Here is an 18,352-nt window from a genome sequence, read left to right on the forward strand (position 1 = left end):
ATCACGCCCCCAGCAGGCTCTGGCCGCAGACGCGCAGCACCTGGCCGTTGACGGCGCCGGAGTCGGGCTGGGCGAACCAGGCGACGGCCTCGGCGACATCGGCCGGAAGCCCGCCCTGGGAGAGGGAGTTCATCCGGCGGCCCGCCTCGCGGATGAGGAACGGCACGGCGGCGGTCATCCTCGTCTCGATGAAGCCGGGGGCGACCGCGTTGACGGTGACGCCGTGCTCGGCGGCGGCGCGCGGGCCGAGCGAGCGGACGAGGCCGATGACGCCCGCCTTGCTGGCCGCGTAGTTGGTCTGGCCGTCGTTGCCCGCGATGCCCGCGATGGAGGCGGTGGCGACGATCCGGCCGCCCCGGTTCAGGGCGCCCGAGGCCAGGAGTTCGTCGGTGGTGCGGAGCACGCTGTCGAGGTTGACCTCGATGACCTGGGCCCAGCGTTCGGCCGGCATGTTGGCGAGGCGGCGGTCGCGGGTGATGCCCGCGTTGTGGACGAGGACGTCGAGCCCGTCCGGTGCGGCGGCGGCGATGCGGGCCGCGGCGTCGGGGGCGGTGATGTCCAGCGGCAGCGCGGTAACCCCGAGCCGGTCGGCGGTGCGCACCAGGTCGTCCTGGGCCCCGGGGACGTCCAGCACGATCACGTGCGCCCCGTCGCGGGCGAGCACCGAGGCGACGGACGCGCCGATGCCCCGGGCCGCGCCGGTGACCACGGCGGTACGACCGGCGAGGGGGGCGTCCCGGTCCGTCACGGGGCCGGGTGCGGCGGCGGTCAGCTCGATCACCTGGCCGCTGACGTACGCGGAGCGGGGGGAGAGGAGGAAGCGGAGGGTGGACTCGGCGGCTTCCGGCGTCCCGTCGGCCGGCAGCCGCAGGAGCTGGACCGTGGAGCCCCGCCCGATCTCCTTGCCCAGCGACCGGACGAAACCCTCCAACGCCTGCTGGGCAGCGGCCTGATGGTGGTCCTCTACGGTCGGCGGCGTGCCGAGGACGACGATCCGGCCACCGGGAGCGAGCGACCGTACGACGGGATGGAGGGCCGCGTGCACCTCGGCGAGTCCCCGGGCGGAGGCGACCCCCGTGGCGTCCAGGACGATCCCGGCGAGCCGCGCCGGCCGCGCCTCGACGGTGAGCCCGGTCGTGGCCAGCACCTTCTCCAGCCCGTCCCGGATCGTCGAGGCCCCGGCGGTCAGGTGCAGCAGCGGCCCGTCCAGGCCCGGGGTCTGAAGCGTCCAGCGGCGCAGCGGGGCGGGCTGCGGCAGGCCGAGCCGCCGGGTGAGGAAGCGGCCGGGTGCTGTGCCGGTGAGGTGCAGATAGCGATCGGCCATTGTCCTGACTCCCTGCTCGGTCGTAGATTTACTCTTGAGTAAGGTTACTTAAGAGTCAGGAGCTGGTCGAGATGAACAATCCCGGAGCTACCGAGACGAGATGGTCACGGTGACGAGCCCGCGCCCGTCGATTCCCCTCGCCCTGCCCCAGCCGCGCCGCGTAGCGGTCATCGGCGGCAGCCGCACCCCCTTCGCCCGCTCCGACGGCCCGTACGCGACCGCCTCGAACCAGGACCTGCTGACGGCCGCGCTCGACGGCCTCGTGGAGCGCTACGGCCTGGCCGGGGACCGGGTCGGGGCGTTCGTCGCGGGCGCGGTCCTCAAGCACAGCCGCGACTTCAACCTGGCGAGGGAGACGGTCCTCGGCTCCGCGCTCGACCCGCGCACCCCGGCGTACGACATCCAGCAGGCCTGCGGCACGGGCCTCCAGGCGGTGATCGCCGCCGCGAACACGATCGCGCTCGGGTCCGCCGACTCGGCGATCGCCGGCGGCTCCGACACCACCAGCGACGCCCCGCTCGGCGTCAACGACGAACTGCGCCGCATCCTGCTCGCCGCCCGCCGGGCGAAGACGACGCCCGCCCGCCTCAAGGCGCTCGCCGCCGTCCGCCCCCGCCACCTCGTCCCGGACATCCCGCGCAACGCCGAACCCCGCACCGGACTGTCGATGGGCGAGCACGCCGCCGTCACCGCCCGCCGCCGGCAGGTGAGCCGTCAGGACCAGGACCTGCTGGCCGCCACCAGCCACCAGCGCCTGGCGGCCGCGTACGAACGGGGCTTCCTGGACGATCTGGTGGTCCCGTACCGGGGCCTGGACCGCGACCAGAACCTGCGTCCGGGGTCGACGGTCGAAAAACTGGCAGGCCTGAAGCCGGTGTTCGGGACCGCTGACCCCAACCCGACCATGACAGCGGGCAATTCGACCCCGCTGACGGACGGGGCGGCGACGGTCCTGCTGGCGACGGAGGAGTGGGCGCGGGAGCGGGGTCTGGAGCCGCTCGCCTACCTCTCCCTGTACGAGACGGCGGCCGTGGACTACGTGGACGGCGACGACGGCCTCCTCATGGCCCCGGCGTACGCGGTGCCGCGCCTGCTGGAGCGGGCCGGCCTGGGCATCGAGGACTTCGACCTGTACGAGATCCACGAGGCCTTCGCCTCCCAGGTGCTGGCCACCCTCGCCGCCTGGGAGAAGCAGGGACTGGCCCCGGTGGACCGGGCCCGGCTGAACGTGGCCGGGTCCTCCCTGGCCACCGGCCACCCCTTCGCCGCGACGGGCGCCCGGATCGTCGCCACCCTCGCCAAACTCCTCGCGGAAAGGGACGCGCCGGGCCGGGGCCTGATCTCGATCTGCGCGGCGGGCGGCCAGGGGGTGACAGCCATCCTCGAACGCCCCTGACCCGCTTGCCTCTTCCGCACCCCTGCCGGACGGACGACCCGGCGAACCGACCCGCCCGACCCCCGAACCGAGGAGCCGCACGTGTCAACGCCACCTTCCGCTGCCGCAACCGCCCCCGCAGCCACGCCCGTTCTGGTCGAGCCGACGAAGAAGCGAGGCCCCGACGGGAGGGTCCAGGAGGTCTCCGTACCGAAGTTCGCACCGGTCGTGGAGCGCGGCTCGCTGGCCGAGATCCCGTTCGACAACGCCCGGGAGGCGCCCTCGGACCCGGTGCTCAGCCGCAAGGACGCCGGGGGCGTATGGCGGGACGTGAGTGCCGCCGAGTTCGCCGCCGAGGTGCTGGCGGTGGCCAAGGGCCTGATGGCGGAGGGCCTGCGGGCGGGGGACCGGGTCGCGATCATGGCCCGGACGACGTACGAGTGGACGCTGCTGGACTTCGCGTCGTGGGCGGCGGGCCTGGTGACGGTCCCCATCTACCCGACCTCCTCCGCGTTCCAGGCCCGCTGGATCCTCCAGAACTCGGGCGCGGTGGCGTGCGCGGTGGAGACGAAGGAACAGGGGCGCCTGATCAGCCAGGAGCGCAAGCAGCTCGGCGACCTGGCGCATCTGTGGCAGTTCGACACCGGGGCGATCGGCCGGCTCAAGTCCCTCGGCAAGGACATCCCGGACGCGGCGGTGGCGGCCCGCCGGGCCTCCCTGGAACCGGACACCCCCGCCACCCTGATCTACACCTCGGGTACCACGGGCCGCCCGAAGGGCTGCGTCCTGACCCACGGCAACTTCTTCGCCGAGGTCGACAACGCGATCGAACTCCTCCACCCGGTCTTCAAGTCGGTCTCGAAGGACCCGGCCTCCACTCTCCTCTTCCTCCCCCTCTCGCACGTCTTCGGCCGCATGGTGGCGATCGGCTGCATGCGGGCCAGGGTGCGCCTGGGCCACGCCCCGTCCATCCAGACGGAGGAGTTGCTGGCGGACCTGGCGGGCTTCCGTCCGACCTTCCTGCTCGCCATCCCGTACGTCCTGGAGAAGGTCTACAACACGGGCCGGGCGACGGCCGAGAAGATGGGCCGGGCCTCCTCGTTCGACCGGGCGGCCCGCATAGCCCAGCGCTACGGCAAGGCGGTCGAGGCCGCCGAACACGGCACAGGACCCGGCCCCGGCCTCGGCCTGCGCGCCGCACGCGCCCTGTACGACCCGCTGGTCTACCGCCGTATCCGGGCGGCGCTCGGCGGCAGGGTCCGGTACGTGATCTGCGGCGGCTCCCCGCTCGGCCGCCGGCTCGCCGCGTTCTACGAGGGCGCGGGCATCGGCATCTTCGAGGGTTACGGCCTCACGGAGACCACGGCCGCCCACACGGTGACCCCGCCCCTCAAACCCCGCCTGGGAACGGTCGGCTGGCCACTGCCCGGGACGTCGGTACGCATCGCGGAGGACGGCGAGGTGCTGCTGAGGGGCGGCCAGGTCTTCCGGGGCTACTGGGACGGCGAACGGTCGGAGGTGAGCCCGTCGCTCCTGCCGGGCGACTGGTTCCCCACGGGCGACCTGGGCGCGCTGGACGAGGACGGCTATCTGACGATCACGGGCCGCAAGAAGGACATCATCATCACGTCGGGCGGCAAGAACGTCACCCCGGCCCCGCTGGAGGACTGGCTGCGCGCCCACCCCCTGGTCAGCCAGTGCATGGTCGTCGGCGACAACCGCTCGTTCATCACGGCCCTGATCACCCTGGAGCCGGACGGCCTCCAGCACTGGCGCCGGATGACCAAGAAGGAGGACATCCCGATGCGGGACCTGGTCCACGACGAGGATCTTCGCACGTCGCTCCAGAAGGCGGTCGACGAGGCCAACCGCCTGGTCTCCCGCGCGGAGTCGATCCGTAAGTTCACGGTCCTGCCGGTGGACTTCACGGAGGAGAAGGGCCATCTGACGCCGTCGCTGAAGCTGAAGCGGGACGCGATCGCGCGGGACTTCGCGGGGGAGATCGAGACGTTGTACCGGAAGTGAGGGGGCGGGGGCGGGCTGAGGAGGTTGCCACCTGCGACACCCGCTTTAGGAGAGCGGGGTTCAACTCCGTGTACCGGCCCCGCCCCCCTCCGGGTGTGGGCGGGGCCGGTCAGGCCGCCTGGAGGACGTCACAGGAGCAGTGGCGGAATTCCAGGCCCAGTTCCCGGTCCACGGCCGCGCTCGAACGCGTGGCGGCCTCGGAGACCTTCTCCCAGGAGCCGTACTTCAGGTAGAGCTGGTCCGCCGTCGGGCCGAGCGGGTTCCCGTACTTCTTCTGGTTGCGCGCCTCCAGCTCCGCGACCTGCTCCGGGGTCATGCCGGCGCGGACGATGTCCTTGGCGTCATTGCGCATCTGGACCAGAGCGCGGGCGATGTCCTCCTCCGAGCGTCCTTCGGCGCGCATGGCGCACTCCGTGCGTTCCATGTCCGCGAGGAGGCCGTGATAGCGCATCCGCTGATCGCGGGCGACCTCGCGCTCCTGCGGCGTCTCGCTCCGGATCAGGCACACGACCGGTTCCGGACTGGTGCAGTCACCGTGCTCCGGGGCCGCCTGCGAGACGGGCGCGACGACGACCGAACCGCACCCGGCGGACGACGCGCACGGGTGCGCCGTGTGCGCGGCCGCCGAGGCGGGCTGAAGGGGAAGGAAGACGACTTGGGCGACCAGCAGGGTGGGAACCACGCGGCGGGCCAGCGAACGCAGACTGTTCCGTGACATGCGCTCATGGTTCGGCACACCGCCACGGGAGCGTCGCGCAACGAGGCCGTACCACCCCTCCGGGCGGCCGACTCCACTCCGCCGGGTGAAGGCGGAGCGGACGGGCTGGGGCGGGCGCCCTTCTCAGAGGTCGTCGGGCAGCAACCGGAACGCCTTGTGCCCGGTCAGAGGCCGGACCATACGGAAGTGGCGGTCGGAGGTGAAGATGAGCTCGGTGCCGTAGGCGGCGGCCAGCGCGATGTTCATCGCGTCCGTCAGGCCGATGCCTTTGCCCCCGTCAGCGTCCACGCATCCCTCCGCGACGGCGATCGCCGCGCTCAGGTGCGCGCCGACCGAAGGGATCTCGAACCGCCGGGTGGCTGTGTTGCGTTCGATGAACCGCGCTGCCGTCAGGGCCTTGTCGGCGCCCGCCTTCGTGCTGATCAGGTAGTCCAGCTCGGCCAGGACGAGAGGGGAGATGATCAGGTGACTGATCGCCCCCAGTGCTTTCGCGTGCGCCTCATGGCCGGTGAGCCTCGGGTCGAGGAGGCGGTAGAGGGCGTTGGTGTCGGCGATGGCGACCAGGCTCACGAGCCCATTCCTTCGAGCACGCCCTCGATCTCCTCATCGGTGAGATCGGGCAGGCCCAGGTCGGGAAGTCGTATGGCACCCATGGGATCGGTGCGGCGAGAGTGCGTGCATGGCGTCGTGAGGCAGGCGGGAATTGTCAGACAGGCCCTAGTCCCCGTGCTCGGGTGACAGGTCCCGCCCCGCGCGCAGGAGGGCGCGGAGCGCTCGGTCGAGGCCTTCGCGCTCGGTGTCGGTGAGGTCGGAGACCAGCGCCGACAGGTCGGCCGCGAGGTCGGTGAGGGCGGCGTCGACGACGCGGCGGCCCTCCGCCGTGAGGGTGATCCGGAAGCTGCGGCGGTCGTCGGCGTCGGGGACGCGTTCCGCGAGTCCGGCCTTCTCCAGCCGGTCCATCCGCTTCGTCATCCCCGCCCGCGACATCATCAGCTCGGAGGAGAGCGCGGACGGGCTCAGGGCGTACGGGGCACCGGTGCGCCGCAGCGTCGCGAGCACGTCGAAGTCGCCCTTGGCGATGCCGTGCCGTTCCACGGCGCGTTCCCCCACCGGGCCTATGACGTTCTCCGCGACGAACGCCAGCCGGCCGACGGTCGTCAGCGCGGACACCTCCAGGTCCGGCCGCTCCCGTCGCCAGTCCTCGACGATTCCGTCCACCGCGTCCGCGGCACCCTCGCTCATGAAGCGAAGTCTATTCGCCAGGGGATAGTTCGCTGGCGTACTATCCCCTGGCGTACTATCCCCTGGACAAGGATTCGAGGAGACCGCTGTGCGAACTCTCATCCGTGATGTGCGCGCCTTCGACGGCGTGCGGGCCGTCGAAGGCGCTGACGTCCTCATCGTCGACGGCCACATCGCCGAGCCCGACGGCCGTCGCGCGGACGTCGAAGTCGACGGTGCGGGCAGGACCTTGCTTCCGGGGCTGATCGACGCGCACACCCACACCTTCGACGGCAGTCTCGCCCGGGCGCTGTCCTACGGCGTGACCACCGAGCTGGACATGTTCTGCCTGCCGTCCAACCTGCGGCGCCAGCGAAAGCTGGCCGCGGACCGTGATGACGTCGCCGATCTCCGCAGTGCCGGCGTCCTGGCCACCGCACCGGGCGGCCATCCGACGGGAGTCATGGCAGCGATATCCACCATGCTGGAGAACCCCGAGGACGCGGTCGGACCTTTCGACACGATTGCCGACCCCGCCCGGGCCGCATCGTTCGTCGCCGCCCGGGCGGCCGAGGGCAGCGACTACCTGAAGATCGTGATCGATGACGGCGCGATGGCCGGGACACCGGTGCCCGCCCTGGGGCGGGACACCGCGGCCGCTCTCGTCGACGCCGCCCGCGCGGCGGGACTGAAGACCATCGCGCATGCGTGCACCGCCAGGGAGGCCGCACTCGCCCTGGACGTCGGCGTCGACGGACTGGCCCACGTCTGGGCCGACACCCCCGCGGGTGATCCGGTCACCGACGTCCTGGCTGCCCGGGCGGCCGGACGGGGCGTTTTCGTGGTGAGCACGCTCGCCTACTTCGAGTCCATCGGCGGCGACGGTTCGGACCGCCTCAGCCGTGCGGCGCACGCGGCCGGGGCGCTGCACCGGGCAGGTGTGCCGCTGCTGGCCGGTACCGACGCCAACCCCTTCGCCCCCAGCCACGGCGACGGCCTGCACCGCGAGCTGGAACTGCTGGTCCAGGCCGGCCTCTCCCCGCTCGAAGCGCTGGCCGCCGGCACCGGTGTCACCGCCCGGTGCTTCGGGCTGGCCGACCGGGGCCGTATCGCCCCGGGGCTCCGCGCCGACCTGGTCCTCGTCGACGGCGACCCGACGCGAGACATCGTCGCGAGCCGTTCCGTCGTCGACGTCTGGCGACGCGGCATCCGTCGATCCCGCTGACATACGCGGGCGCGGCGTCCGCCGATCCCGCTGACACCCACGCGGCCCGGGGCTGCCCCTCGCAGGCGCCCTGCCCACTCCTCTCTACCCCGGAGCGCCCCATGTCCTTACCGTCCATGCTCGAACCCGCGCCCGCATCACCCGCCGGACGCCCCCCGTCCCAGCGGCTGATGCGGTTGATGCGGTTGATGCAGATCACGCTCGTTCTCCAGTCGGCCGTGATCCTGGCGCAGGCGGCCACGGCCGGGCTCCTGCTCGCCTCCGTCCCCGTCGGCCGGGAGCTGCACGGCGTGATGGGGGGAGCCGTCCTCCTCGCGGTGCTGCTCAACCTGGGCGCGACGATCCTGGCCTGGAAGCCGGGTGGAGGCTCGCCGCGTCTGCTCCTCAAGAGCGCTCCGATGCTGGTGTTCACCCTGGTGCAGATGGCGCTCGGCTTCGCCCGTGTGCGGGAACTGCACGTACCGGTCGGGGTGTTGATGTTCGGCGCGAGCGCCATGCTGCTGACGCAGGTCCGGAACGACGGCCGGCCGGCCCGGGTCGGTGAGGCGTCGTGACCCCGACCCGACGGCAGACGCTCCGCCTGATCGGGGGAGCGGCCGTGGCGCTGCCGGCCCTGGGCCTGGGGCTGCCGACGCTGAGGACGGCTGTCACCGGCAGGAGCATCGACACGGTGGGCAGGATCGCCTTCACCAACCGTGTGCAGGCGCCACCGCTCGCCGAGTCCCGGATTGACAGAGAGGGAAGACGGGTCTTCGAACTGGACATCCGCAAGGGCACACGGGAGTTCATCGCGGGCAGGCGCTCTCCTGCCTGGGGCGTCAACGGCGAGTATCCCGGCCCGACCCTGCGGGCCGCGCGCGGTGAGACCGTGCTGCTCAACGTGGCCAACGGCGTGGACGAGGCGACCTCGCTCCACTGGCACGGCATGCATCTGCCGTCCACGATGGACGGCGGCCCGCACCGGATGATCGAGCCGGGTGCGACCTGGTCGCCCACGTGGAGGATCGACCAGCCCGGCGCGTCGCTCTGGTACCACCCGCACCCGCACGGGAAGACGGCCCAGCACCTCTATCGCGGTGTGGCAGGAATGTTCCTCATCGATGACGATGACGATGACACCACGGCCAAGTCGCTGCCCCACCGCTACGGCATCGACGACGTCCCGGTCATCGTGCAGGACCGGCGGTTCGTCGACGGCCGACTGGACCTGGACGAGCAGATGGCCGGCACCACCGGGTTCCTCGGCGACGAACTGCTGGTCAACGGGGTGCACAGCCCCTACCTGGACGTCGTCACCGAACGCATACGGCTGCGTCTGCTGAACGGCTCCAACGCGCGGGTCTACAACTTCCGCTTCGCGGGCGGACGCGAGTTCCACCAGGTCGCCTCCGACGGTGGGCTGCTGCCCGCACCCCACCTCACCGACCGGGTGCAACTGTCGCCGGGCGAGCGCGCCGAGATCGTGGTCGGGGTCGTACCCGGCGAACGCGTGGTGCTGCGCAGCGAATCCCCTTCCACCGGGAGCGGTTTCGTCCAGCGGGACGGCGGCTCGGACCGCTTCGACGTACTGCAACTGCGGGCGGCCCCCACGTTGGCCCCGTCGCACCGGATACCGGAACGGCTGACGGATATCCCCCGAATCGCGGCGAGTTCGGCCATCAGAACCCGTACCTTCGAACTCGCCGAGCACCGGATCAACGGCAAGCGGATGGAGTTGGACCGCATCGACGTCGAGGTGCGCAAGGACACCGCCGAGATCTGGGAGGTACGGAGCGGCGACGGCACCCTGCACAGCTTCCATGTGCACGACGTGCAGTTCCAGGTCCTGTCGGTCGACGGGAAGGAGCCGCCCCCGGGGCTGTCCGGGTGGAAGGACACGGTCCTGCTGCCTCCCCGAACCGTGATGCGCCTCGTCATGCGGTTCACCGACTACGCCGACCCCGACCTCCCGTACATGTTCCACTGCCACATGCTGTACCACGAAGACCAGGGCATGATGGGCCAGTTCGTGGTCCTGGAGCCCGGGCAGCGCGCGGGCCGGCCGCCACGGTCTCCCGCGGACGGCGAGCACGCGCACCACGGCTGAGCCCCGCCGCGGCCCGGCGTCCGCACTCCCCACCCCGCCGGGTTGCGCCGCCCCGAACGCCGAGGCGGCGCAACCCGTCGGGGTTCAGTTCACCCGGCCTGTTCCCGCAGGTCGTCCCCGGTCGCCGGAGTGGGCGCGGCGGCGGGAACGCGCATCTGCCAGGCCACGACCGCACCCGTCACGAGACCGCTGGGGCAATGACGAGGCCCGCGACAACAACGGGGCGGTGATCCCGGACTGCTGAGCCGGGGGCGGCGGTCCGACGGTGTGGCGCGCCGCGGTTTGGCGTAAAAGCCGGTGAGCAAGATCGGCCCGGCCTGGCACCCTGGCCGTACGGGCCCGACGGCGGAAGTTCCGGGGGCAGGGGACCTCACGAAGGAGCGGGCCGCATGGCGACCGTCGTCGATCTGTTCACCTACCCCGTCAAGGGGTGCGCGGGAACGTCCGTGGACAGCACGTACCTCACGCCGGCCGGTCTCGCGCACGACCGCAGCTTCATGGTCGTCAGCGCCGGCGGGGTCTACCGCACCCAACGCCGCGACCCCCGCCTCGCCCTCGTCCGGCCCACCGTCAGCGCCGACGGCAGCAGGCTCACGCTCGCATCGGCGGAGCGGGAGAGCGGTGATGGCGGGGGCGGCGTTCGCGGTGGTGACGACGAGCTGCACCTCGACGTCACCGTGGACGCCCCCCGGCGCGACGTCGACCTGTTCGGCGCGACGTACCAGGGCATCGACCAGGGGGATGAGGCAGCGGCCTGGCTCTCGGACCTCCTGGGCACCCCGAGCCGACTGGTCCGCGTACCGCCGGAGCACGACCGGAAGACCGACGGCCTGACCCCCGGCACCTCCGGCTACGCCGACAGCAGCGCCGTGCATCTGCTCTCCCGCGCCTCGCTCGCCCACCTGCACGCGCGGATGGCCGAGCGCGGCGCCCCGCCCCTGGCCATGGACCGCTTCCGCCCGAACATCGTCATCGACGGCCACCCCGAGGGGAGCCACGGGGTGGACCGGTCGGCGGCGCCCCACTCCGAGGATCGGATCCGCCGCATGACCATCGGCGCGGCCGACCTGGCTTACGCCAAACTCGCCGTGCGCTGCGCGGTCACCTTGGTCGACCAGCGGGCCGGGGCCCGAGGCGGCCTGGAGCCGCTGCGAACGCTCGCGGGCTACCGGCGGGCGTCGGGCGGCGGGGTGGTGTTCGGCGCGAAGTTCTCCGTGGTGCGGCCGGGAAAGCTGTCCGTGGGCGATGAGGTGGACGTCGTGGAGTGGGGCGACGCGGAGGCGTGACTCCTCACGCCCCCCCCGTAACTCTCCTCCCGGCACCTCACTCGAAGAACTTCAGGCTCCATCCTGAATCGCTGTTCGGGCCGGGAACGTTGGCACGGGAGTAGGTGGTGTTGCCCCACCAGGCGAAGCTGCCGGTGTACCAGTGGCGGTTGGCCCAGGAGTACGGGGTGCCCTTCGCGACCGCGTGGTACATCGACGGGAACCTCGGGCCGGCGGGCGGGCTGGTGTTGATGTCGCCGTGAAGCAGTACGAAGGTGTGGTGGCCGGGCCCGTTCACGTGCAGCGTGGGATCCCAACCGGCCATCATCGTCGCTCGGTTGGAGCCGAACAGGCAGCCGTTCGACTTGTACCAGTCCCATACGTAGGTGGGGTCGCCGCCCTTGCGCAGCCGCAGGTCGGCCAGGCAGTACTGGTCGCTCCAGCTGCCGTTGGCGGAGTACGCGATGTGCAGCTGCCCGTTCGGGTCCTTGATCGCTTCGGGGCTCTCGTTGATGAACGGGTTGCCGACGACCCGTTCCCAGCTCTCGCGCGGCTGTGAGATGACGTACCGCGCGCCGGTCGGCTGGGTCGGACTGCTCATCCGGGCGATGTAGAGGTTCTGCTCGACGTTGGTGGTGCCCGCCCACCCGGACCAGACGAACCAGCGCTGGCCCTCGAAGGTGAACAGGGTCCCGTCGATGGCCCACTTGTCGTCGGGGAGGGCGAGTTGGGTCTCGGTCCCGTACCCGCTGTCCGGGGAGGCGGAGCTGATGACGAACATGCGGTGGGCGGCTCCGACTCCGGCAGCGAAGTAGATGTAGTACCGGCCGCCGTCCATCACGATCTCGGGCGCCCAGACCTCACCCCGGCCGCGGCTGTCCGACCAGACCTGCCGGGCGGGCGCGGTGGCCAGTCCGTCCGTGGACGACGCCTGCCGTACGACGATGCCGCCGCCGGTCGACTGGACGCCGACGTACGTACTGCCCACCCGCAGCACACTGGGGTCGGCCGCGCGCAGGCTGGTCTGCCCCTGCGGAGTCACCTCACGGGGGGCGGGCGCGCCTTGGGCGGTGTCGGGGGGCGACAGGAAGAGCGTCGCGGCGAGGGCGCCGGCCAGCGCGAGCGCGCCGAGGCCGGACGGGCGGCGGAAGGGATTTCTGAACTTGCGCATGGGGTCGCTCCTGGGGTGGGGGGATTCGATGACGGCAACGGTGGCGGCGGTGACGACTGCCGTGACGATTTACATCGATAGAAGAGCGCTCTCGCAGAATCTCGTCAGGGGATGGCTCTGTCAACGACTCTGCACGGAAAGACCGTTCAGAACTGGAGTGCGCGGATCAGTCGTCGCGCGGTCCTGGCGTCGATCGAGCCCAGCTCCAGGAGGCCGGGGGTGTTCTCCCGTACGGATACGGGGAGGGTGCCGCCGCCGGTGGCTTGCGGGAAGGTGTGGTCGAGCATGGCCATCACGGTGCCCGCGTCCGCGCCCGGCTGCTCGGTGGTCGGCGGCACCGCACCCAGGAGCCGGGCCAGGCGTGCCGCGGCGTCGATGCGGACAGGGCCGAGAGCGATGCGGCCCTGCCGGACCCGGAGCCCGGGGAGGTCGATCCGGTACCCCTCGCAGATCTCCCGCAGGGCGCGGGCGGTCTTGAGGGCGCGCTTGGTGCCGGTGCGGATCAGGCGGGCGAGCTGGCGTGCGTCGGCGGGGTCGAGGGGGGCGATCCGTACGCCGTTCCCCGCGTCCGCGTCCGTGACCCCCGCGCACACAGCCCGGCCTCGCTGAGTGCGGCGCGCAACTCGGCGGAGGGGGACAAGGGGGCGGGCGTGGGGGCTTCCGTGTACGTGTCCATGTCGGTCATCCGTGACTCCTGCGTGGGGCGTCGGTCGGTAACAGGTTGAGGGCGGAGACCGGGTACGCCGTCCAGCGCCAGGTCCCCTCGTGGGTCGGCAGCTCGTACGCGTACCCCTGGCCCCGCCGCAGGGAGCGGACGGCGGCCTCGATGGTGTGACGGTCATCGAGCCAGGACCGGGCCCGGTGCCGGGCGTCACGGTCGAGGTCAGGCGTCAGCCCTCGTACGGATTCACGCATCCAGGCGACGGCCTGGCCGGGCGCGGTGGTGAGCAGGTCGCTCGGGCAGCGGTGCGGCCTGGCTGCCGGGTGTGTCGGTGTGGCACCAATAGGTGCGCGGCAAGGGCCTGTTCACGCGGCGTACGCGGGCGTCGGGGCGAGGATGTCGGCCCAGACGTCCTTGCCGTCCCGCCGCATCACCGTGCCGCACTGGGCGGCAAGCGCGGCGATCAGGAGGACCCCACGCCCGCTCTCCTCGCTCCACTCGGGGTCGCGGCGTTCGGGCGGCCGGGTGTCGGAGTCGCTGACGGTGACGCGTACGCCGTCGGGCCTGCGGCGGAGCGTGATCGTGCAGAGCGGCGACCCGGTGTGCCGCATGACGTTGGTGAGGAGCTCGTGGGCGCAGAGCGTGGCGGCGTCGCTGAGTTCCCGCAGGCCCCAGAGGTCCAGGTGCGCGCTGACGATGCGCCGCATGATCGCGAGGGTCTCGGGGCGGGCGACGAGTTCCTGGTGGTAGTCGGGTGGGGCGGGGTCGGTGTTCGTGAGCACGGCTTCCTCCGGCGTACGGGAAAAGAGTTTGGCTCGCAGGGCAACGCCATGTGACCAGAACGCTGCTTTGCGTGGTGGGCAACAGAGTGGACTGCCGTGGGCGCTCATCGCAACCGATTCAGTTGCAAAATTGTAGATTCGCCTGTGTGGGTGAACGCTTGTGCATATAACGAGAGTTGCGCGAAGCAGTGGTGGGCGGGTAACACTGAGCCACTGCGTCAGGGGAGGGACCACCACATGCCAAGCCATCCACGCCCAACCGTGCGACGCCGACGCGTCGGTGCCGAGCTGAAGCGGCTCCGCGAGAAGGCCGGAGTCAGGATGGAGGACGCCGCCGAGCGCATCGGCGGTGACAAGCCCAAGATCTCCCGCCAGGAGAACGGCCGTCAGGGCGTCAGCAAGCTGGAGATCGAGGCGTTGCTCGCGCTGTACGGAGTGTCGGACGAGCGGCTGCGGACGGCGCTGACCACGCTTGCGCGGGAAGGGAGGCGCAAGGGGTGGTGGGCGCAGTACAGCGACATACTTCCGGCCGGGTTCCAGGAGCGGCTGTCGATCGAGTCCGACGCCGCACGGATCCTTACGTTTCAGCCGATGCTCGTGCCGGGCCTGCTCCAGACGGTCGAGTACGCCACGGAGGTGATTCGGTCCGTCGACAAGGACGTGACCGAGGAGGAGCGCAACTCGTACATCGAAGTGCGTCGGAGCCGGCAGGAGATCTTCGCGCGGGACAACCCGCCACAGTACGTCTGTCTCCTGGACGAGGCGGTGTTGCGTCGGGAGGTCGGTGGACCGGCCGTCATGGCGGCTCAGCTCGACAAGATCCTGCTGATGAGCAATCCGCCGAGGCTGACGATCCAGGTGGTGCCGTTCGCACAGGGCTGGCACGCGGGCGCTGACGGGGCGTTCAACATCTACAGCTACCCCGATCCGATGGACCTCGACGTCGTCAACTTGGACTATCTCGATGGCGCCTTGTACCTGGAGGAAGATCAGCCTGTGGAGCGCTACCAGTTGGCCTTCGACGAGTTGAGGGCATCGGCGCTCGCTACACGGCACTCCATGGAACTAGTCTCGGCGGTGAAGCGAGAGTTCATGAACAGAGCGTAGAGGTGGACGTAGCAGATGGCGCGACACGGCCTTCCTGATAGTGCCTGGGTGAAATCCTCGTACAGCGGTGACAACGGGGGAACGTGCGTCGAGACCCAGTCGACGCCCGACGGCCTCGTCGCCGTCGGCGACAGCAAGGACCGCGCCCTCGGCGCGCACACCTTCGGCCCGGCGCAGTGGCGGGCCTTCGTCATCGCCGTACGGGACGGCTCTCTCTGAGGAACGGCTGACTGGCTGGAGTCGGCCGTGCTTCCCAGCGCTCCGGGATGGCGCCCCAGCAGGATGGTGCGGGCTGATCTCAGTGGCAGTCGGGTGGGTCGAGCGCATCCAGCGCGGCCTTGATCAGCCCCCGGGTGGCCGCACCGTAGACGGCCGATTCCGCGAGCTCGGAGAAGGTCGTTCCTCGCCGACGGCGTCACCATGCGCTCCCCCTTGCGTCCGCTGCTCGCGCTCGATCTCGGCGCGGACGACGACCAGGACGTCGACCCGGTCTACTACCAGGAGCTCATCGACTCCCCGCCGCCCCGCGAGGTGCGTGTGGTGCCGGACGCCGTCCATATGGTCCACGGGAATCTTCAGCTCGCGAATGTGGACTTCCCGGAATTCGCCGAGGACGCCGCCGCTGACCGGGACGGGGTCGTACGGGGCGTGGTGACCGTCCCCGGCGGGCCCGGTTACGACACCACCGGCGACGGTCACGCCGACGGCCCACCTCGGTAGTGACGCTTGTCGAGGAGGATGTCCATATCCAGGCCACCATCCCGGGCGATGTCCTGAAGGCCGCGAAGGGCATGCATGCGGCGGGCCCGTTCGGCTGTCTCAGTCGGCTCGCTCGGCCCGGGGGCGGTCGTCGTGTCCGTCGGGCGCCTTTCCGTCATGCCGCCCCCGCGATGCCGTCCAGCCGTGCCCGCAGCTCCGGCGTGAGCGCGATGTCCGCCGCCGCCGTGTTCTCCTCCAGGTGGGCGATGCTCGACGTGCCCGGGATCGGGAGCATCGCCGGGGAGTGGTCCAGCAGCCAGGCCAGGCACACCTGGGTCGCGGTGACGCCCAGCTCGGCTGCCACGGCCGCCACCTCCGCGCGGTCGCCCGCCTTGCCCCAGGCCACCGTCCGCCAGGGCAGGAAGGCGATGTCCGCCGCCTCGCACGCCGCGAGGACCGGCTCGTGTTCGCGGTCGGTCAGGTTGTAGCGGTTCTGCACGCTCGCGATGTCGACGATCTTCCTGGCCTCGGCCAGCTCGGCGGCCGTCACCTCGGAGAGGCCGATCCGGCCCACCTTGCCCGCCTCGCGCAGGTCCCGCAGGGCCCCGAGCTGGTCGGCGAGCGGGGTCTCCGGGTCGATACGGTGGAGCTGGAGCAGTTCGATCCGGTCCACGCGAAGCCGGCGCAGGGCGTGGTCCACCTCCGCGCGCAGGGACTCCGGGCGGCCGTTCAGAGCCCAGTCGCCCGTCTCGGCGGACCGGACGACGCCGACCTTCGTCGTGATCAGGAGGTCGTCCGGATAGGGATGGAGCGCCTCCGCCAGCAGCTCCTCGTTGGCCCCGTTCCCGTACATGTGGGCCGTGTCGATCAGCGTGATGCCCAGTTCGACCGCCCGGCGGGCCACGGCGATGGCCGCCTTGCGGTCCTCGGGCCGTTCGGTGGGCAGGTGCATCGCACCGAACCCCAGCCGCCCCACGGTCAGGTCTCCGCCGATACGGAATGTCGTCGTCGATGGCGTGTTCGGCATCTTCGCTGGAATCCCCTTGGTTCGGATGGCCTCGACAACGTAGCCGCCCGTGCCGTGCGGAGGAGGGGGTTCAGGGTGTTCCCGGGCCCTGGAGGAGCTGGAGGTAGTTGCCCACCGGGTCCACGATCGTGGAGAAGAACCAGCCGCCCCCGGTGTCCTCGACCGGCCGCACCCAGGTCACCCCGAGGGAGTTCAGGTGCTTCTCGGCCGCCCGGATGTCGCGCACGGTGAGGTTGATCAGCTGTCGGCCCGGTTCGGCGGCCTTGTCCGCCACGTCGTCCCGTTCGTCGAATCCGATGATCGCCCCGGGGCCGACGATCAGGAAGTGCTCCGCCCAGCGGGCGCCCAGGGGCTCCAGTGCGGCGCGGTACCAGGCGATCAGGGCCTCGGAGTCGGTGCTGCCGATGATGATCCCGAGGCCTGTGATGCCCCCGGTGCTGGTGGTGCCGGAGCTGTCGTCGGTGGAAGTCGTCATGGTCGTTCTCCTTGCTCTGCCGATCGTGCGTGCCGCGTGCCGCGTGCCGACCGGGTCGCCCCCGGTCCGTCGGTCCGTCCTGCCTACCACTACTGACCGCCGGCGGCCGTGAAACTCATCGGCACCCGCCGCCGATGCGCCCCGAATGTGCCCCAGCCCTTGTCTGATGGTCCGTCAGGTATGACGATGGCGGCCGTCACCCGGGGCGGACCGCCCCGGGCCGGAGGGGAAGGAGGCCGCCGTGCCGATACTGCCCAGCGGGCCGCTGTCGTACGGGATGCAGCTCCCGGTCCAGTCGCAGAGCGTCATCTACGCGGAACCCTGGGAGGCGGCGGCCACCCCCGCCGATCTTGTCCGCACAGCCCGCGCCGCCGATCACGGCGGTTTCGCCTACATCGCCGGCTGCGATCACGTCGCCATCCCGCGACGGCTGGCGGACGGCATGAGCACGGTCTGGTACGACCCCGTCGCCACGCTCGCCTTTCTCGCCGGGGTCACCGAGCGCGTCCTCCTGATGAGCCATGTCGCCGTCGTCGGACTGCGCCACCCGCTCGTCACCGCCAAGCAGTACGCCACCCTCGACCACCTCAGCGGCGGGCGGCTGATCCTCGGGGTCGGGGCCGGGCACGTACGGGAGGAGTTCGAGGCGGTCGGGGCGGACTTCGATGGGCGCGGGGGCGTCCTGGACGAGTCGATCGACGCGCTGCGGGCCGCGCTCGGGCCCGAGGAGTACCCGGAGTTCGCGGGGGAGCGGTTCTCGTTCGGCGGGCTCGGGCAGTTGCCCCGGCCGGCCCAGGAGCGGGTGCCGATCTGGGTGGGCGGCTCCTCGCCCGCCGCCACCCGCCGGGCCGCCGTGCGCGGGGACGGGTGGCTGCCGCAGGGCGATGCCCGGGACCGGCTGCCCGCGCAGATCGCCCGGGTGCACGCCCTGCGGGAGGAGGCGGGGGTCGAGGCCCCGATCGTCGTCGGTGCGATCACCGAACCGCTGTACGTGGGTGAGCCCGGGTGGCCCGTGGGGCGGCGGACGCTCACAGGGAAGCCGGAGGCCCTCGCGGAGTCGCTGCGGGAGTACGCGGCGATCGGCGTGCACCAGATCCAGGTGCGCTTCCGGAGCCGGAGCGTGGACGAACTGACCGATCAGATGGCGGCGTTCGGTGCGGACGTGGCCCCCCACCTCGGTACGTGAAGGAG

At 71.4% G+C, this 18,352-nt stretch carries 20 protein-coding genes; 10 read left to right on the plus strand and 10 right to left on the minus strand.

The annotated features are described in order from the left end of the window. Position 1 precedes the first annotated feature (1 nt). Complete coding sequence (locus tag ACIQRW_RS33575; protein ID WP_403767784.1) at positions 2-1,324, minus strand: 3-oxoacyl-ACP reductase; 1,323 nt, start codon at positions 1,322-1,324, stop codon at positions 2-4. Positions 1,325-1,424: 100 nt separating this feature from the next. Here ACIQRW_RS33575 and ACIQRW_RS33580 point away from each other — a divergent pair, with 100 nt between their 5' ends. Both ACIQRW_RS33580 and ACIQRW_RS33585 read left to right on the plus strand, forming a co-directional pair. Further along, positions 1,425-2,720, plus strand: coding sequence for an acetyl-CoA C-acetyltransferase (locus tag ACIQRW_RS33580; RefSeq protein ID WP_403767786.1), 1,296 nt, complete (start codon positions 1,425-1,427; stop codon positions 2,718-2,720). Between the two features lie 81 nt (positions 2,721-2,801). Then, the gene (locus ACIQRW_RS33585) at positions 2,802-4,724 is read left to right on the plus strand and encodes an AMP-dependent synthetase/ligase (RefSeq protein ID WP_403767789.1); all 1,923 of its coding nucleotides are present in this window, start codon (positions 2,802-2,804) and stop codon (positions 4,722-4,724) included. A gap of 109 nt (positions 4,725-4,833) precedes the next feature. On the opposite strand, the gene ACIQRW_RS33590 is transcribed toward ACIQRW_RS33585, so the two are convergent. The 3 genes from ACIQRW_RS33590 to ACIQRW_RS33600 all read right to left on the minus strand — a co-directional run bounded on the left by ACIQRW_RS33590 (position 4,834) and on the right by ACIQRW_RS33600 (position 6,684). After that, positions 4,834-5,442, minus strand: a complete 609-nt coding sequence (locus ACIQRW_RS33590) for a hypothetical protein (RefSeq protein WP_403767792.1) — start codon at positions 5,440-5,442, stop codon at positions 4,834-4,836. A 123-nt stretch (positions 5,443-5,565) separates the two neighbouring features. Further along, positions 5,566-6,012 carry a PIN domain-containing protein gene (locus ACIQRW_RS33595; protein ID WP_403767795.1) on the minus strand — a complete coding sequence of 149 codons (447 nt, stop codon included), beginning with the start codon at positions 6,010-6,012 and terminating at the stop codon, positions 5,566-5,568. A 147-nt stretch (positions 6,013-6,159) separates the two neighbouring features. Continuing rightward, positions 6,160-6,684, minus strand: a complete 525-nt coding sequence (locus tag ACIQRW_RS33600; protein ID WP_403767798.1) for a MarR family winged helix-turn-helix transcriptional regulator — start codon at positions 6,682-6,684, stop codon at positions 6,160-6,162. A gap of 88 nt (positions 6,685-6,772) precedes the next feature. On the opposite strand from ACIQRW_RS33600, the gene ACIQRW_RS33605 reads away from it, so the two are divergent. The 4 genes from ACIQRW_RS33605 to ACIQRW_RS33620 all read left to right on the plus strand — a co-directional run bounded on the left by ACIQRW_RS33605 (position 6,773) and on the right by ACIQRW_RS33620 (position 11,260). Further along, positions 6,773-7,888, plus strand: a complete 1,116-nt coding sequence (locus ACIQRW_RS33605) for an amidohydrolase family protein (RefSeq protein ID WP_403767802.1) — start codon at positions 6,773-6,775, stop codon at positions 7,886-7,888. Between the two features lie 101 nt (positions 7,889-7,989). Then, on the plus strand, positions 7,990-8,442 hold the full coding sequence (locus ACIQRW_RS33610; RefSeq protein ID WP_403767805.1) for a hypothetical protein: 453 nt from the start codon (positions 7,990-7,992) through the stop codon (positions 8,440-8,442). Continuing rightward, positions 8,439-9,974 (plus strand): multicopper oxidase family protein, encoded by a 1,536-nt coding sequence (locus ACIQRW_RS33615; RefSeq protein WP_403767808.1) that lies wholly within the window; start codon positions 8,439-8,441, stop codon positions 9,972-9,974. The genes ACIQRW_RS33610 and ACIQRW_RS33615 overlap by 4 nt, the downstream gene beginning before the upstream one ends. Positions 9,975-10,363: 389 nt before the next feature. Continuing rightward, positions 10,364-11,260, plus strand: a complete 897-nt coding sequence (locus ACIQRW_RS33620) for an MOSC domain-containing protein (protein WP_403767811.1) — start codon at positions 10,364-10,366, stop codon at positions 11,258-11,260. Between the two features lie 37 nt (positions 11,261-11,297). On the opposite strand, the gene ACIQRW_RS33625 is transcribed toward ACIQRW_RS33620, so the two are convergent. From ACIQRW_RS33625 to ACIQRW_RS33640, 4 genes are all read right to left on the minus strand, one after another. Then, on the minus strand, positions 11,298-12,410 hold the full coding sequence (locus tag ACIQRW_RS33625) for a glycoside hydrolase family 43 protein (RefSeq protein ID WP_403767814.1): 1,113 nt from the start codon (positions 12,408-12,410) through the stop codon (positions 11,298-11,300). Between the two features lie 146 nt (positions 12,411-12,556). Continuing rightward, on the minus strand, positions 12,557-13,003 hold the full coding sequence (locus tag ACIQRW_RS33630; RefSeq protein WP_403767816.1) for a hypothetical protein: 447 nt from the start codon (positions 13,001-13,003) through the stop codon (positions 12,557-12,559). Between the two features lie 88 nt (positions 13,004-13,091). Continuing rightward, positions 13,092-13,325, minus strand: a complete 234-nt coding sequence (locus ACIQRW_RS33635) for a hypothetical protein (protein WP_403767819.1) — start codon at positions 13,323-13,325, stop codon at positions 13,092-13,094. A 111-nt stretch (positions 13,326-13,436) separates the two neighbouring features. Then, positions 13,437-13,853 carry an ATP-binding protein gene (locus ACIQRW_RS33640; RefSeq protein WP_403767821.1) on the minus strand — a complete coding sequence of 139 codons (417 nt, stop codon included), beginning with the start codon at positions 13,851-13,853 and terminating at the stop codon, positions 13,437-13,439. 261 nt (positions 13,854-14,114) lie between these two features. Between ACIQRW_RS33640 and ACIQRW_RS33645 the strand changes: the two genes are divergently transcribed. The 3 genes from ACIQRW_RS33645 (at position 14,115) to ACIQRW_RS33655 (ending at position 15,680) form a co-directional block, all read left to right on the plus strand. Next, entirely contained in the window at positions 14,115-14,960 is an 846-nt protein-coding gene (locus ACIQRW_RS33645; protein WP_403767824.1) for a helix-turn-helix domain-containing protein, read from the plus strand. Positions 14,961-15,008: 48 nt separating this feature from the next. After that, on the plus strand, positions 15,009-15,179 hold the full coding sequence (locus tag ACIQRW_RS33650) for a DUF397 domain-containing protein (RefSeq protein WP_403767827.1): 171 nt from the start codon (positions 15,009-15,011) through the stop codon (positions 15,177-15,179). Positions 15,180-15,335: 156 nt separating this feature from the next. After that, the gene (locus tag ACIQRW_RS33655) at positions 15,336-15,680 is read left to right on the plus strand and encodes a DUF6924 domain-containing protein (protein WP_403768088.1); all 345 of its coding nucleotides are present in this window, start codon (positions 15,336-15,338) and stop codon (positions 15,678-15,680) included. Positions 15,681-15,834: 154 nt separating this feature from the next. Here ACIQRW_RS33655 and ACIQRW_RS33660 read toward each other — a convergent pair whose 3' ends face one another. Together ACIQRW_RS33660 and ACIQRW_RS33665 are read right to left on the minus strand one after the other, a co-directional pair. Continuing rightward, a complete protein-coding gene (locus ACIQRW_RS33660; RefSeq protein ID WP_403767830.1) occupies positions 15,835-16,686 on the minus strand; it encodes an aldo/keto reductase in 852 nt (283 codons plus the stop codon). Positions 16,687-16,756: 70 nt separating this feature from the next. After that, positions 16,757-17,161 (minus strand): VOC family protein, encoded by a 405-nt coding sequence (locus ACIQRW_RS33665; RefSeq protein WP_403767833.1) that lies wholly within the window; start codon positions 17,159-17,161, stop codon positions 16,757-16,759. A 241-nt stretch (positions 17,162-17,402) separates the two neighbouring features. Here ACIQRW_RS33665 and ACIQRW_RS33670 point away from each other — a divergent pair, with 241 nt between their 5' ends. Further along, positions 17,403-18,347: a TIGR03619 family F420-dependent LLM class oxidoreductase gene (locus ACIQRW_RS33670; protein WP_403767836.1), complete on the plus strand. Its 945-nt coding sequence runs from the start codon at positions 17,403-17,405 to the stop codon at positions 18,345-18,347. The last annotated feature ends 5 nt before the right edge of the window (positions 18,348-18,352 follow it).

The organism is Streptomyces sp. NPDC091287 (assembly GCF_044768525.1).
Taxonomy (GTDB): Bacteria; Actinomycetota; Actinomycetes; order Streptomycetales; family Streptomycetaceae; genus Streptomyces.

What these genes read in the sequence shown, in the direction of transcription:
- ACIQRW_RS33625 (WP_403767814.1), bottom strand. Translation starts at nt 12,410, where the DNA reads ATGCGCAAGTTCAGAAATCCCTTCCGCCGCCCGTCCGGCCTCGGCGCG.
- ACIQRW_RS33610 (WP_403767805.1), top strand. Translation starts at nt 7,990, where the DNA reads ATGTCCTTACCGTCCATGCTCGAACCCGCGCCCGCATCACCCGCCGGA.
- ACIQRW_RS33665 (WP_403767833.1), bottom strand. Translation starts at nt 17,161, where the DNA reads ATGACGACTTCCACCGACGACAGCTCCGGCACCACCAGCACCGGGGGC.
- ACIQRW_RS33590 (WP_403767792.1), bottom strand. Translation starts at nt 5,442, where the DNA reads ATGTCACGGAACAGTCTGCGTTCGCTGGCCCGCCGCGTGGTTCCCACC.
- ACIQRW_RS33600 (WP_403767798.1), bottom strand. Translation starts at nt 6,684, where the DNA reads ATGAGCGAGGGTGCCGCGGACGCGGTGGACGGAATCGTCGAGGACTGG.
- ACIQRW_RS33575 (WP_403767784.1), bottom strand. Translation starts at nt 1,324, where the DNA reads ATGGCCGATCGCTATCTGCACCTCACCGGCACAGCACCCGGCCGCTTC.
- ACIQRW_RS33620 (WP_403767811.1), top strand. Translation starts at nt 10,364, where the DNA reads ATGGCGACCGTCGTCGATCTGTTCACCTACCCCGTCAAGGGGTGCGCG.
- ACIQRW_RS33580 (WP_403767786.1), top strand. Translation starts at nt 1,425, where the DNA reads ATGGTCACGGTGACGAGCCCGCGCCCGTCGATTCCCCTCGCCCTGCCC.
- ACIQRW_RS33635 (WP_403767819.1), bottom strand. Translation starts at nt 13,325, where the DNA reads ATGCGTGAATCCGTACGAGGGCTGACGCCTGACCTCGACCGTGACGCC.
- ACIQRW_RS33660 (WP_403767830.1), bottom strand. Translation starts at nt 16,686, where the DNA reads ATGCCGAACACGCCATCGACGACGACATTCCGTATCGGCGGAGACCTG.